This is a genomic window from Pseudonocardia phyllosphaerae, assembly GCF_046546475.1.
Taxonomy (GTDB): Bacteria; Actinomycetota; Actinomycetes; order Mycobacteriales; family Pseudonocardiaceae; genus Pseudonocardia; species Pseudonocardia phyllosphaerae.
The window spans coordinates 52,467-66,337 of the sequence record NZ_JBKGXS010000001.1 but is presented as its reverse complement, the minus strand read 5'-3'; the positions used below and the strand labels follow the sequence as shown (position 1 = coordinate 66,337).

Sequence of the window (13,871 nt, the reverse complement as noted above, 5' to 3'; positions counted from 1 at the left end):
TCACCAGGCCAGCGAACGGTCGACGGCGTCGAGCACCCGGTCCAGATCGGGCAGGAAGTCGTCCTCCAGCCGCGACGGCGGGTACGGGGTGTCGAAGCCCGTCACCCGCAGCACCGGCGCCTCCAGGGAGAAGAAGCACTCCTGCTGGATCCGGGCCGCGACCTCGGAGGTCACCGACGACTCCGACGGCGCCTCGGATACCACGACGAGGTGCCCGGTGCGGCGCACCGACTCGGCGACCGGGCCGAGGTCCAGCGGGGACAGCGAGCGCAGGTCGATCACCTCGAGCTCGCGACCCTCCTCCGCGGCGGCCGTGGCGGCCTCCAGGCAGGTCTTCACCATCGGCCCGTAGGTGGCCAGGGTGAGCGTCGAGCCCGGGCGCAGGACGCGCGAGGACTGCAGCGGCGGGGCCGCGGCGAGGTCGGTGTCGACCTCGCCCTTCTCCCAGTAGCGGCGCTTGGGCTCGAAGAACACGACCGGGTCGTCGCTCAGCACGGCCTGCTGGATCATCCAGTGCGCGTCGGCCGGGTTGGAACAGGCGACGACCTTGAGCCCCGCGACGTGCGCGAACAGCGACTCGGGCGACTCGGAGTGGTGCTCGACCGCGCCGATGCCGCCACCGAACGGGATCCGGACGACGACCGGGACCGGAACCCGGCCCTGCGTGCGGTACCGCAGCTTCGCCAGCTGGGAGACGATCTGGTCGTAGCCGGGGAACACGAACCCGTCGAACTGGATCTCGCAGACCGGGCGGAACCCGCGCACCGCGAGCCCGACGGCCGCGCCGATGATCCCGGACTCCGAGAGCGGCGTGTCGAGCACGCGCTGCTCGCCGAAGTCCTTCTGCAGCCCGTCGGTGATCCGGAAGACACCGCCGAGCCTGCCGACGTCCTCACCCATGACCAGGACCTTGGGGTCGCGCTCCATCGCGGCGCGCAGGCCGTCGTTGAGCGCCTTCGCCATCGTCGTCCCGCCGGCCATCAGGAGGCCTCCCCGTCCAGGAAGGACGCATGGTAGGCCAGGTACTCGTCACGCTGACGGGATACCTGGTCGGACGCGTCGGCGTACACCTCGGAGAACATCCGCTCCGGCCCTGGCGAGGGCATCGCCCGGCAGAACTCGCGCAGCCGCGCGCCCAGCTCGTCGGCCTCGGCCTCGACGGCGTCGACGAAGTCCTGCCCGACGCCGAGGCGGCGGGTCAGGTGCACGCGCACCCGTTCGATGGGGTCCTTCAGCTTCCACAGCTCCACCTCGTCGGCGAGCCGGTAGCGGGTCGCGTCGTCGGAGGTGGTGTGCGCATCCATCCGGTAGGTGAACGCCTCGATCAGCACCGGGCCGTTGCCGGTGCGGCACTCCTCGAGCGCCCACCGGGTCACGGCGAGGCAGGCGAGGACGTCGTTGCCGTCGACCCGGACTCCGGGGAAGCCGTAGCCGCGGGCACGCTGGTAGAGCGGCACCCGGGTCTGGCGGTCCAGCGGCACCGAGATGGCCCACTGGTTGTTCTGGCAGAAGAAGACCAGCGGCGCGTCGTACGCGGCGGCCCAGACGAATCCCTCGTGCACGTCGCCCTGGCTGGTGGCGCCGTCACCGAAGTAGCAGATCGTCGCCTCGCCGGAAGCGGGATCGCCCACCTTGGACTCGAAGCGCTGGCCCATCGCGTAGCCGGCGGCGTTGAGGCACTGGTTGCCGATGACGATCGTGTACGGGTGGAACCGCCGCTCGGCGAAGTCCCAGGACCCGTGGTCGGTGCCGCGGAAGATCCCGAGCAGCTCGGTCGGGTCGATCCCGCGGGTCCACGCGACGCCGTGCTCGCGGTAGCTGGGGAACGCCATGTCGGTCGGGCGCAGCGCCCGCCCGGAGCCGACCTGCGCGGCCTCCTGGCCGAGCAGCGGCACCCAGATGCCGAGCTCGCCCTGGCGCTGCAGGGAGTTGCCCTCCCGGTCGGCCCGGCGCACCAGGACCATGTCCCGGTAGAGGGCCTTGAGCTGTTCGACGTCCACCTCGTCGGCGTACCGGTCGAACCGCTCGTCGTGCACCCGCTCACCCTCGGGGGTCAGCAGCTGGACGAGCTCGGGGCCACCCTCGTCGACCCCCTTGAGCCCGGCGACGACCTGGTCGTGGCTGGGGCGTGACCGGGGATCGGTCGGTACCCACGCCTGCGGTTCCTCCACGGCGTACCTCCTCCTGTCGCACGGACCGGGGTGACGGCCGGCGACGGTCTCGATGCCCGCCTCGTCGCGGGCGGCCGACGCGCGTACCCGGCCGCGGGTGGCGGTCCGGACGCGGGCGCGTCGTCGTCGATCCTGGCACGTCGGAGGCGGTCGCGGACACCGGCGCGGGCGCTCGGGGCACACGACGGCCCCGGTACCGTGGACGGGCACCGGGGCCATCGGGAGACGGACCGTCGGACGCCCTGACCATCGGTTTCACGACGGTCGGACGTCCGACGAAGATCATCGCGCGCCGTGACGCCGCGGCACTGCTCAGGAGCCGGCGGGGCGCTCCGGCGGGATCACCGGCGGCTGCTGCGGCGACGCCGCGCCCGGCTGCTGCCCGTTGCCCAGCGGGGTGCCCGGAGCACCCGGCGCCGGCGGCGGCGTAGCACCCGGCGGCGGCGGAGTGGCGGTGCCCGGCTGCCCCGGCGCGGGCGGCGTGGTGCCCGGGGCGCCGTAGCCGAAGCCGGGCTGCGGGATGCCGGTGGCGTCCTTGACCTTGCGGGTCGCCCCGGAGATCTGGTTCGTGTACTTGCCCTTCGTCTGCTTGTCGACGAACTGGGCGGCCTGGTCCAGCACCTTGCCGGCCTTGTCCGGGTTGTTCCGGGCGTAGCGGCGGGCGGCCTCGGCGGCCCCCGCCAGCACGGTGAGTCGGCGGAAGATCGACATGGGTACCTCCTGTGGGCGCGGCTCGGCGGTGGGCCGCGCGTGCGTCGGGATCGCTGCGTCCGGGTCCGGGCATCGCGCGTGGGCGCAGGTCGTGGGAACCGGACTTCCCGCTGCACCGGTCGGTCAACCGGGCAGCCGGTCGTCGACCCACAGTAGGGGAACGTGCGCGGACCGGTGCGGAGTTCCGCGGCGCTGCGACGGGCGTGTAACGGATCGGCCCGAACGCTGTGAGCACCTGCTTCAGGAGTGGCACGATCGCCCGGTTCGACCCGCGCACGACCCGGAAGGCCAGGCCCGCATGACGACCGCCCGATCCCGCCGCGTCCGATCCCTCACCGGGGTCGCCGCGGTCTCGCTGACCGCACTGGTCCTCGCCGGCTGCGGCGCGGGCGGCGACGGCAGCGGAGGCTCCGCCCCCTCCGGTGGCTCCGGAGCCGTCTCCACCGACACGCCGATCCCGGCGGCCGCGAAGGACGAGAAGCTCGCCGCGATGGTCCCGGCGGCGGTGAAGGCCGACGGCAAGTGGGTCGTCGGCACCGACCCGACCTACCCGCCGAACGAGTTCACCGGCGCCGACGGCAGCAGCATCATCGGCATGGACGTCGACCTCGGCACCGCGGTCGCGCAGAAGCTCGGGCTGCAGCCCCAGTTCCAGCAGAGCCAGTTCTCCGGGATCATCCCGGGCATCACCGGCGGCCGCTACGAGGCGGGCATCTCGTCGCTGACGATCAACGCCGAGCGCACCAAGGTGCTCGACATGGTCGGCTACTTCTCCGCGGGCACCAGCTTCGCCACCCGCAAGGGCAACCCGGACAAGATCGACCCGAACGACCTGTGCGGCAAGGCCGTCGGCGTCCAGCAGGGCACGGTGCAGGTCGAGGACGTGCAGGCCCGCACCAAGAAGTGCACCGACGCGGGCAAGCCGGCGATCGCGGTCACCGAGCTGCAGGCACAGACCGACGTGACGCTGGCGCTGAACTCGAACCGGATCGTCGCGATGCTGGCCGACTCCCCGGTCGCGTCCTACGCCCAGACGACCACCCAGGGCGCCGTCGAGGTCTCCGGACAGCCCTACGACACCGCGCCGTACGGCATCGCGGTGAAGAAGAACGACGGCCAGTACGCCAAGGCCGTGCAGGGCGCGGTGCAGGCGCTGATCGCCGACGGCACCTACGCGAAGATCCTCGACAAGTGGAACGTCGCCAACGGCGCGGTCCCGACCTCGCAGATCAACGGTGGCTGAGCCGGCCCCGACCGGCACCCGGCCCGAGCCCCGCGACGCGGTCCCCGTCCGGCACCCCGGACGGTGGGTCGCGATCGCGGTTCTCGCCGTGCTTGCGGCCATGCTGGTCCACACCCTGCTCACCAACGACAACTTCGGCTGGTCGCTGGTCGGGGAGTACCTGTTCTCCGGCCCGATCCTGCGCGGGCTGCAGAACACGCTGATCCTGACCGTGCTGTCGATGCTGATCGGCATCCTCGGCGGGATCGGGCTCGCGGTGATGCGGCTGTCGCCGAACCCGGTGCTCTCCGGCGTCGCCGGGGTGTACCTGTGGCTGTTCCGCGGTACCCCGCTGATCGCCCAGCTGCTGTTCTGGAGCTACCTGTCGGCGCTCTACCCGAACCTGTCGCTGGGCATCCCGTTCGGCCCGGAGTTCGTCGTGTTCGACACGAACACGCTGATCAGCCCGTTCCTGGCCTGCCTGCTGGGCCTGGGGCTGAACGAGGCCGCGTACATGGCCGAGATCGTCCGCGGCGGCATCCAGTCGGTCGACCACGGCCAGACCGAGGCCGCCGAGGCGCTCGGCATGACCCGGGTGCAGACGCTGCGCCGGGTGATCCTGCCGCAGGCGATGCGGGTGATCGTGCCGCCGACCGGCAACGAGACGATCGGCATGCTGAAGACGACGTCACTGGTCGTCGTCATCGGATACACCGAGCTGCTGACCTCCGCGCAGCGGATCTACTCGACCAACTTCCAGACCATCCCGCTGCTGATCGTGGCCGCGGCCTGGTACCTGCTGCTGACCTCGCTGCTCACCGCCGGGCAGCGGGTCATCGAGCGGCGCTACGGCCGCGGCGTCGCCGGTGCGGTCACCGAGGGCACGCCACTGCTGCGCAGCCGGCTGCTCGGCAAGTCCGGAGAGGGGCAGGCATGACGGCGATGGTCCGGGCCGAGACGGTCGGCAAGAGCTTCGGCGACACCGAGGTCCTGCGCGGGGTCGACCTCGTCGTCGAGCCGGGGCAGGTGTGCTGCGTGATCGGGCCGTCCGGCTCGGGCAAGTCCACCCTGCTGCGCTGCATCAACCACCTGGAGTCCGTCGACACCGGACGGTTGTGGGTGGACGGCGAGCTCATGGGTCTGCGCGAGGAGAACGGGAAGCTGTACCGGCTGCGCGACGCCGCGCTCGGCAGGCAGCGCCGTGACATCGGGATGGTGTTCCAGCGGTTCAACCTGTTCCCGCACCGCACGGCCGCGGAGAACGTGATGGAGGCGCCGGTCGTCGTCCGGGGTGAGCGCAAGGACGCGGCCCGCAAGCAGGCGATGGAGCTGCTCGGCCGGGTCGGGCTGGGCGACCGGGCCGACGCCTACCCCAGCCGGCTCTCCGGCGGCCAGCAGCAGCGCGTCGCGATCGCCCGGGCGCTGGCCATGCGCCCCAAGCTGATGCTCTTCGACGAGCCGACCTCCGCGCTCGACCCCGAGCTCGTCGGGGAGGTGCTCGACGTGATGCGCGAGCTGGCCCGCGAGGGCATGACGATGATCGTCGTGACGCACGAGATGGGGTTCGCCCGCGAGGTCGGGGACAGCCTGGTGTTCATGGACGACGGCCGGATCGTCGAGGCCGGGGACCCGCGCGCGGTGCTGTCCGACCCGCGGGAGTCGCGGACCAGGGCGTTCCTGTCCAAGGTGCTCTGACCCCTGCTCAGGCGCGCGGCTGCCGCCCCATCAGGAAGAACTCCGGGTTGGGGCGCAGCGCGGTCAGGTGCGCGAGCCGGTTCGACATCGCGAACAGCGCGGTGATCGCGCCGACGTCCCAGATCTCGTCGTCGCTCAGGCCCGCGGCGCGTGCGGTGTCGAGGTCGGCGTCGGTGAGGCCCTCGGAGTCCCGGGCGACCAGCAGGGCCAGGTCGACGATCGCGCGCTCGCGCTCCGGCAGCTCCACGGCGTAGGGGTTGGTGGCGACGCGGTCGGCGATCTCCGGGTCCTTGGCCCGGATCCGCAGGACCGCGCCGTGCGCCACCACGCAGTACGTGCAGTGGTTGGCGCCCGAGGTCGCGACGACGACCAGCTCCCGCTCGGCCCGGCTCAGCCCGGCCCCGTCGTCGGCGGGCTCCATGAGCGCGTCGTGGTAGTCGAGGAACGCGCGAAGCTCGCGGGGCCGCCGGCCCAGCGCACGGAAGACGTTCGGGACGAAGCCGGAACGTTCGGCGATCGCGCCGATCCGCTCGGCCAGGTCCGGCGGGAGACCGTCGAGATCGACGTGCCCGAACCTGCTCACCTCGTGGCTGCTCACGGTGACCGACGCTAGTGCCCCCGGCGGCGCGGGGGACACCTTTCGGCGCCGTCGCCCTTCCCCGGGCCGCGCCGCTCCGGGAGCATGACGCGCCATGGGAGTCCCCGAGCAGGTGCGCACCGAGCTGGCGACCTGGTGCGCCGACGTGCTCGACGAGCACGAACGCGCGCACCGGCGGATCGGCTACACCACCGCGGGCCGCACGGTCACGATCCTGGACCGGCGGCCGCCGACGTACCCGGAGCTGAGCCCGGCGTGGTCGTCGACGTCGCTGGCGCAGCTGCGCGCCGACGACCCGGAGGAGGGCCGCTGGACGCTCTACGCCCGCGCCGACCCGGCCTCCGAGGAACGCTGGGTGCGCCAGGACCCGCCCGACGACGACCCGTTCGTGCTGCTGGAACGGGTCGCTGCGGGGATCCGCGCCTCCCGCTGAACCGCCGGCCCACCCGAGCGCGCCTCGCCGATGATCAGCACGTCGTTGCCGCCGTGCCCCCGTCGACGCGCTGATGATCGTGGCCGGAGCCGCCCCGGAGCCGAGGGCGGGACCGGCTGAGGACCTCAGTCCTTCCGGGCCGGGGCCAGCGCCGACGTCGTCGCAGGACGGGCCGGCGCGGGACGGCGCTGGGCCGGGACCGCGCCCGCCGACGCGGCACCCGTCGACATGGCCTCCGTGGCCCCCGTAGCCGCAGCACCGGCGGACGTGGCACCCGCGGACTCCGCACCCCTGGACTCGGCACCCGTGGCCGTGCTCGCCGCGGCTGCGGGCTCGCCGGAGACCTGAGCCGGGATCGCCGGGACCGGGGTCCCGGTCTCCGGAGTCCCGGTCTCCGGGGCCGCCTCGTGCTCGGCACCGGTGGCGCCGGTCCCGCGCAGGAACCGCGCGGAGGCCTGCCCCAGCACCTCCACCAGCGTCGTGCCCGACGCGCGGGCCTCGTCGCCCACGACGGCCAGCAGGCGCGGGGCGGCGGCGGTCAGCAGCAGGGCGTCGGCCTGCAGCGCGCCCGCGCCCAGCACCACGACGACGTCCGCGGCGTCCGCGGCCGGCAGCGAGGTCAGCAGGGTCCGGGCGGGGACCGCACGCAGGAGCCCGAAGCCGGGGGTGCCTGCCTCGGCGTCGGCGGTCCACGCGGCGGCCAGGCCGGACGTGCCCCGGCGCAGCTCGGTGAGCAGGCGGTCGAGGTCGGCACGGTCGGCGACCTCGCGGCGGGCGCGGGTGAGGTCCTCGAGCGCGGCGGCGTAGGCGTCGGCGTCGTGCTCGCGCAGCGCGGCGACGGCGGCGAGGTGCTCGGAGGTCCGCGACCCGGACGGGACGGCCGCCTCCAGCTCGTCGGCGAACGTGTCCAGCTCCTCGGCGGCCTGCACCGGGTCGCCGTGCTCGTCGTACTCGACGATCGCGCGGGCGACCCGCTCGGCGGCGGCCAGGTCGGGCACGATCACCGGCGAGTCCTTCTGCAGGAACAGGACGTCGTGGCGCAGCGCACCGACCGAGCGGACGGTCTCCGCGACCTGGTCGAGGCGGCGGCACATGCCCGGCAGCTCGGCCGCCGACGACGGCGCGTTCAGCCCGAGCACCGCGCACAGCCGGGCGATCTCGGCGTCGCGGGCGGCGAGGTCGAGGTGGTTGACGATCGCGCAGACGGCGTCGTAGTCGCTGCCGGCGTCGGGCACCCGGAACGTGTCGAGCGCCGGCTGGGCCTGCCGCTGCTCCGGCGACCGGAAGCGCCGGCGGCCGCGGCCCCCCGACTCGAGGAAGTCCAGGTAGCGGTGGATCGCGGCGTCGCCACCGGCCGGCAGCGGCCCGCGCTGCTCGACGGTCGGACCCCTGGCGTAGCGGCGGCGGTCGTCGCGCTGGCGGGCGAGCAGGTGGCGCAGGTTCTCGAACTCGCTGCGCAGGCCCTGGTGCACCAGGCGGCCGACGACGCCGCGCAGCCCGTCGGCGTCGGGCAGCCGGGCGAAGTCGTCCAGCGCGGCGAGCACGCCGCGGGCGACCTCGGTGACCGCGGCACGCCGGTCGTCCTCGAGGCCGCGCAGCATGCCGGGGACCGCGGCGGCGTCACCGCGCTCGCGGCCGGTGCGGCCGGCATCGCCCTCGGCGACGTGGTTCGCGCGCTCGCAGCACTCGGCGATCACCGCGGCCGACGGCAGCACGGAGTCCTCCGGCACCGTCCGCCCCGTGCGGTCGGCGCCCGCCGCGGCGCCGAGACGGGCCAGGTGGCGGCGGAGTCGCCGCAGCTCGGCGGGGTCGAGTGCGGGCATCCGGTCGACGATCCGGCCGGTGGATCCGGCGGGCAGCGCCGTGCGCACCGCGGTGGTGACCGCGGTGAGCCGTGCGGCGTCCTGCCCCGTGAGCAGCACCCGCATTCCGCGGCGGGTCAGTTCGGCCAGCGCGCGCCCCAGCTCGTCGGTCGCGGTGCCGGACAGCACGGTCAGCGGAGCGTCGGCGACGGCGTCGAGCAGCGACCCGGTGGCGGGCTCCGGCCGGTCCTCGGGGGCGGGCGCCTCCAGGGCGGCCTCGAGCGTGCGCAGACCGGCGGGGGTGCGCCCCGCCCGGACGTCGGCGACGACCCTGCTGCGGGCACGCTTGACCCCGGCACCGCCCCGGCCACTGCCCGCCAGCCGCTCGACGAACGCGACGAGCGACTCCGGGTCCGGACTCCGGTTCACCCGGACATCGAGCATCTGGCCCACACCTCCGTGACACGCACGGCCGGGCTCGTGACCCGGCCGCTGCTGCACACCTGCTCCGACCGCTCGGCACCGCCACGGCTGCGGCGACGCCTACGGTGTGTATCGCCGTGGTCCGTCCGGTGTTTCCCGCCCGGGTCTCGCGACCCCGGCTGCGGCACACCGATTTGCGCACCGGAGGCTACCCGCGACCCCGCTCACGCAGCGTCGACGACGAGTGTGGCCCGCCCGACGCCACCCGTCCGGACCGCACGGCGTCCACGTTCGGTCACTCAGAAGCAGCATGCACTGCTCCATCGGGGTGAAACACCCGGACGCCGGGCCCGCCGCGTCAGCAGCACCGCGCCGTCGGCACCCGGTCCTGCCGGTCGGTGCGCTCCCGCCAGAACTCGCGCTCGGTCATCGGTGCGCGGTCCGGGTGGTGCTCGGCGTGGTGCTCCAGGTAGCGCTCGTAGGCCGCGTCCCCGGTGAGCTCACGGAAGAGCCGCCGGGCCACGGCCAGCCGCGCCCGCCAGCCGGTCACGGCCGCGCCCCCGAGTCACCCGCGCCGGCACCGGCGAGCTCGCGCTCGTGCTCGCGCTCGGCCTTCGTCGGGATCAGGCCGGACGGGGCCCAGATCCTGGACCGGACGTAGGGCTCCTCGGAACCGCCCGGCAGCGTCCCGCCGCCCAGCGCCCTGATCCACACCCGGATCGCGTCGGCCAGCACGATGAGGATCAGCACCGCGAACAGCACGGTGAGGACGGTGTCGAGCGTGGTGTTGAAGACGACCTTGTGCATCGCCTCGACGGTCTTGGCCGAGCCCAGGCTGGTCTTCCCTGCGTCGAGCGCCTCCTGGTACTGGTTGCGCTGCGCCCAGAACCCGATCTTCGGGTTGCTCGAGAAGATCTTCTGGTAGCTCGCGGTGAGCGTGACCACGGCGTCGAAGGCGAGCGGGACCAGGGTGATCCAGGCGTAGCGCGCCCGGCCGGTCCGGATCATCAGCGTGGTGCAGACGGCCAGCGCGACCGCCGCGAGCAGCTGGTTGGCGATGCCGAACAGCGGGAAGAGCTGGTAGATACCGCCCAGCGGGTCGTTCACACCGGCCCAGAGCAGGTAGCCCCAGGCGCCGACCATCACCGCGGAGGAGATCCAGGCGGCCGGGCGCCAGCTCGTGTCGGCGAAGCGCGGCCAGACGTTGCCGATCGTGTCCTGCACCATGAACCGCCCGACGCGGGTGCCGGCGTCCACCGTGGTGAGGATGAACAGCGCCTCGAACATGATCGCGAAGTGGTACCAGAACGCCCGCAGCGCGTCGCCGCCGAAGACCTGGGAGAACACCGTCGACAGGCCGACGGCCAGCGTGGGCGCGCCACCGGAGCGGCCGACCAGGCTCTGCTCCTCGACGGCCTGGGCCGCCGCGGTGAGGTCGGCGGGCGAGATCGTGAACCCGATCTGCTGCACCGCAGCCGACGCCGACTCGACCGTCGGGCCGAGCACGGTCGCCGGCATGTTCATCGCGAAGTACAGCCCCGGGTCCAGGATGCAGGCCGCGGCCAGCGCCATGACCGCGACGAAGGACTCGGTGAGCATCGCGCCGTAGCCGATGACCCGGACCTGCGACTCCTTCTGGATCAGCTTCGGCGTCGTGCCCGAGGCGACGAGCGCGTGGAAGCCGGACAGCGCGCCGCAGGCGATCGTGATGAACACGAACGGGAACAGCGCACCGGGCGAGACCGGCCCGAGGCCGTTGGACGCGAACTGCGTCAGCGGCGCCATCTGCATGGTCGGCCAGGCGACCAGGATCGACACCGCCAGCAGCGCGACGACGCCGACCTTCATGAACGACGACAGGTAGTCCCGCGGCGCGAGCAGCATCCACACCGGCAGCACCGAGGCCAGGAAGCCGTAGATCACCAGCGCGAGGGTCAGCTGGTTGCCGGAGAGCGTGAACGCGTCGGCCAGTGCCGAGTTCTGCACCCAGCTGCCGCCCGCGATGGCGAGCAGCAGCAGGACGACACCGATCACCGAGACCTCGGTGATCTTCCCGGGCCGGATGAAGCGCAGGTAGAAGCCCATGAACAGGGCGATCGGGATCGTCATGGCCAGCGAGAACGTGCCCCACGGCGAGTTCGCCAGCGCCTGCACGACGACCAGCGCCAGCACCGCCATCAGGATCACCATGATCGCGAGGACGGCGACCATCGCGGCGATGCCACCGACCGGGCCGATCTCCTCACGGGCCATCTGGCCGAGGCTGCGGCCGCCGCGGCGGGTGGAGAAGAACAGCGTGACCATGTCCTGGACCGCGCCGGCGAAGATGACGCCCACGATGATCCAGATCGTGCCGGGCAGGTAACCCATCTGCGCGGCGAGCACCGGGCCGACCAGCGGGCCCGCGCCTGCGATCGCCGCGAAGTGGTGGCCGAACAGCACGCGGCGGTCGGTCGGCTGGTAGTCCGTGCCGTCGTTCACCACCTCTGCCGGGGTGGCCCGGGTGTCGTCCGGGCGCAACGCCCGGCGCACGATGAACCGCGAGTAGAAGCGGTAGGCGATCGCGTAGGACGCGACGGCGGCGAAGACCAGCCAGGCCGCGGAGATCTGCTCACCGCGGGAGAACGCGACGATCGACCAGGCGATCGCACCGACGACGGCGACGGCCGCCCAGATGGCGATCTGCTTCGGGTCGAGCCGGCGACCGGCCCCGCCCCGCGGGCTCTCCGGTTCCCTCGGTCGCTCCGTCGTGACCATGCCGCCCCCTTGCCGTGCGCGTCCGGCGCCACCGTGGAACCTGGACAGGACGCAGAGTAGATCCGGGCACCGACGGTGTCACCGGGCGCGGACGTGATGTTTTCCCTTCAACGACCCGTGGCCACCGCGGGGATCCGCCTGGTCACCGCGCGTCCCGGCCCCGAACACGCCGCGAGGCGGCCCGGCGTGCTGCCGGACCGCCTCGGGCGGACGTGTCGTGGTGGAGCCGGTGCCCCTCAGGCCCCGAGTCGCTGCTTGAGCGCCTCGAACTCGTCCTTGATCGACGACGGCAGGTTGTCGTCCCCGATCTTGGCGAACCACTCCTCGATGAGCGGGATCTCGGCCTTCCACTCCTCGACGTCGACCTCGAGCGCCGCCGCGATGTCGGCCGGGTCGGCGTCGAGCTCGGTCAGGTCCATCTGGTCCGGGGTGGGCACGTGGCCGATGGGGGTCTCGACAGCGGCCGCCTTGCCCTCCATCCGCTCGATGCACCACTTCAGGACGCGGCTGTTCTCGCCGAACCCGGGCCAGAGCATCCGACCGTCGTCGCCGCGGCGGAACCAGTTGACGTAGAAGATCTTCGGCAGCTTGTCGTCGTCCGCGCCCTTGCCGACGTCCACCCAGTGCGCGAAGTAGTCGCCGACGTTGTAGCCGAGGAACGGCAGCATCGCCATCGGGTCGCGGCGCACCTGGCCGAGCCCGCCGGCCGCGGCCGCGGTCTTCTCCGAGGACATGGTGGCGCCCATGAAGGTGCCGTGCTGCCAGCTGCGTGCCTCGGTGACCAGCGGGACCGTGGTCTTGCGGCGGCCGCCGAACAGGATCGCCGAGATCGGCACGCCGTTCGGGTCGTTCCACTCCGGCGCGACGACCGGGCACTGCTCGATCGGCACGGTGTAGCGGGAGTTCGGGTGGGCGGCGTCGGTCCCCGAGTCCGGGGTCCAGTCGTTGCCCTTCCAGTCGGTGAGGTGCTGGGGCTCGCCCTCGAGGCCCTCCCACCAGACGTCGCCGTCGTCGGTGAGCGCGACGTTGGTGAACAGCGCGTTCCCGGCGTCGATGGTGCGCATCGCGTTCGGGTTGGTCTTCCAGTTGGTGCCCGGCGCGACGCCGAAGAAGCCGAACTCGGGGTTGATGGCGTAGAGGCGGCCGTCGGAACCGAAGCGCATCCAGGCGATGTCGTCGCCGACGGTCTCGGCGCGCCAGCCCGGGATGGTCGGCTGCAGCATCGCGAGGTTGGTCTTGCCGCAGGCGCTCGGGAACGCCGCGGCGACGTAGTACGCCTTCTCCTCGGGGGAGATCAGCTTGAGGATCAGCATGTGCTCGGCGAGCCAGCCCTCGTCGTGGGCGATGGCCGAGGCGATGCGCAGCGCGTAGCACTTCTTGCCGAGCAGGGCGTTGCCGCCGTAGCCGGAGCCGTAGCTCCAGATCTCCCGGGTCTCGGGGAAGTGGCTGATGTACTTGGTCGAGTTGCACGGCCACGGGACGTCGGCCTGGCCGTCGGCGAGCGGGGCACCGACCGAGTGCAGGGCCTTGACCCAGCGGTCACCGGCGGCGTCGAGCAGCGGGACGATGCCGGAGCCCATCCGCGTCATGATCTTCATGGAGATCACGACGTACTCGGAGTCGGTGATCTCGACGCCCAGCATCGGGTCGTCGGCGTCGGTGGGGCCCATGCAGAACGGGACCACGTACATGGTCCGGCCGGTCATGCAGCCGCGGTAGAGGTCGGTCATCGTCGACTTCATCTCGGCCGGCGCGCACCAGTTGTTCGTCGGCCCGGCGCCACGCTCGGTCTCGGTACAGATGAAGGTCTGCTCCTCGACCCGGGCGACGTCGTCGGGGTCGGAGGCCGCGTAGAACGAGTTCGGCTTCTTCTCCAGACGCGTGAGGGTCCCGGCCTCGACGAGCTGGTCGGTGATCCGGTTCCACTCCTCGTCCGAGCCGTCGCACCACACGACGCGGTCCGGGGTGGCCAGCTCGGCGATCTCCTGAACCCAGGCGACGATGCCCTGGTTGGTGGTCGGTGCGCGGTCGGTACCCGGAACGGTCGCTGCAGTCATGT

The 13,871-nt window shown here is 72.8% G+C and carries 12 protein-coding genes; 4 read left to right on the top strand and 8 right to left on the bottom strand.

Annotation, left to right across the window (positions count from 1 at the left end; translation table 11 throughout):
- The 3 genes from ACLE50_RS00310 to ACLE50_RS00300 form a co-directional block, all read right to left on the bottom strand.
- Complete coding sequence (locus ACLE50_RS00310; protein WP_410941286.1) at positions 1–981, bottom strand: alpha-ketoacid dehydrogenase subunit beta; 981 nt, start codon at positions 979–981, stop codon at positions 1–3.
- Positions 981–2,171 (bottom strand): pyruvate dehydrogenase (acetyl-transferring) E1 component subunit alpha, encoded by a 1,191-nt coding sequence (pdhA, locus tag ACLE50_RS00305; protein ID WP_410941285.1) that lies wholly within the window; start codon positions 2,169–2,171, stop codon positions 981–983. Before pdhA ends, ACLE50_RS00310 begins: the two co-directional genes overlap by 1 nt.
- A 312-nt stretch (positions 2,172–2,483) precedes the next feature.
- Positions 2,484–2,882 carry an antitoxin gene (locus tag ACLE50_RS00300; protein ID WP_410941284.1) on the bottom strand — a complete coding sequence of 133 codons (399 nt, stop codon included), beginning with the start codon at positions 2,880–2,882 and terminating at the stop codon, positions 2,484–2,486.
- Between the two features lie 298 nt (positions 2,883–3,180).
- Between ACLE50_RS00300 and ACLE50_RS00295 the strand changes: the two genes are divergently transcribed.
- Genes ACLE50_RS00295 through ACLE50_RS00285 form a run of 3 tightly spaced genes read left to right on the top strand, consistent with a single transcriptional unit; the run spans position 3,181 to position 5,799 of the window.
- Positions 3,181–4,125 carry an ABC transporter substrate-binding protein gene (locus ACLE50_RS00295; protein ID WP_410941283.1) on the top strand — a complete coding sequence of 315 codons (945 nt, stop codon included), beginning with the start codon at positions 3,181–3,183 and terminating at the stop codon, positions 4,123–4,125.
- Positions 4,118–5,041: an amino acid ABC transporter permease gene (locus tag ACLE50_RS00290; RefSeq protein WP_410941282.1), complete on the top strand. Its 924-nt coding sequence runs from the start codon at positions 4,118–4,120 to the stop codon at positions 5,039–5,041. The genes ACLE50_RS00295 and ACLE50_RS00290 overlap by 8 nt, the downstream gene beginning before the upstream one ends.
- Positions 5,038–5,799: an amino acid ABC transporter ATP-binding protein gene (locus ACLE50_RS00285; protein WP_410941281.1), complete on the top strand. Its 762-nt coding sequence runs from the start codon at positions 5,038–5,040 to the stop codon at positions 5,797–5,799. The genes ACLE50_RS00290 and ACLE50_RS00285 overlap by 4 nt, the downstream gene beginning before the upstream one ends.
- 7 nt (positions 5,800–5,806) lie before the next feature.
- Here ACLE50_RS00285 and ACLE50_RS00280 read toward each other — a convergent pair whose 3' ends face one another.
- Positions 5,807–6,397 carry a peroxidase-related enzyme gene (locus tag ACLE50_RS00280; protein WP_410941280.1) on the bottom strand — a complete coding sequence of 197 codons (591 nt, stop codon included), beginning with the start codon at positions 6,395–6,397 and terminating at the stop codon, positions 5,807–5,809.
- Between the two features lie 94 nt (positions 6,398–6,491).
- Between ACLE50_RS00280 and ACLE50_RS00275 the strand changes: the two genes are divergently transcribed.
- Positions 6,492–6,830, top strand: coding sequence for a DUF3024 domain-containing protein (locus ACLE50_RS00275; protein ID WP_410941279.1), 339 nt, complete (start codon positions 6,492–6,494; stop codon positions 6,828–6,830).
- Positions 6,831–6,955: 125 nt separating this feature from the next.
- Here ACLE50_RS00275 and ACLE50_RS00270 read toward each other — a convergent pair whose 3' ends face one another.
- The 4 genes from ACLE50_RS00270 to ACLE50_RS00255 form a co-directional block, all read right to left on the bottom strand.
- Positions 6,956–9,076 carry a hypothetical protein gene (locus ACLE50_RS00270; protein WP_410941278.1) on the bottom strand — a complete coding sequence of 707 codons (2,121 nt, stop codon included), beginning with the start codon at positions 9,074–9,076 and terminating at the stop codon, positions 6,956–6,958.
- A gap of 337 nt (positions 9,077–9,413) precedes the next feature.
- The gene (locus ACLE50_RS00265) at positions 9,414–9,605 is read right to left on the bottom strand and encodes a YbdD/YjiX family protein (protein WP_410941277.1); all 192 of its coding nucleotides are present in this window, start codon (positions 9,603–9,605) and stop codon (positions 9,414–9,416) included.
- Positions 9,602–11,812: a carbon starvation CstA family protein gene (locus tag ACLE50_RS00260; RefSeq protein WP_410941276.1), complete on the bottom strand. Its 2,211-nt coding sequence runs from the start codon at positions 11,810–11,812 to the stop codon at positions 9,602–9,604. The genes ACLE50_RS00265 and ACLE50_RS00260 overlap by 4 nt, the downstream gene beginning before the upstream one ends.
- 236 nt (positions 11,813–12,048) lie before the next feature.
- Positions 12,049–13,869 (bottom strand): phosphoenolpyruvate carboxykinase (GTP), encoded by a 1,821-nt coding sequence (locus ACLE50_RS00255; RefSeq protein WP_410941275.1) that lies wholly within the window; start codon positions 13,867–13,869, stop codon positions 12,049–12,051.
- Positions 13,870–13,871: the final 2 nt, after the last annotated feature.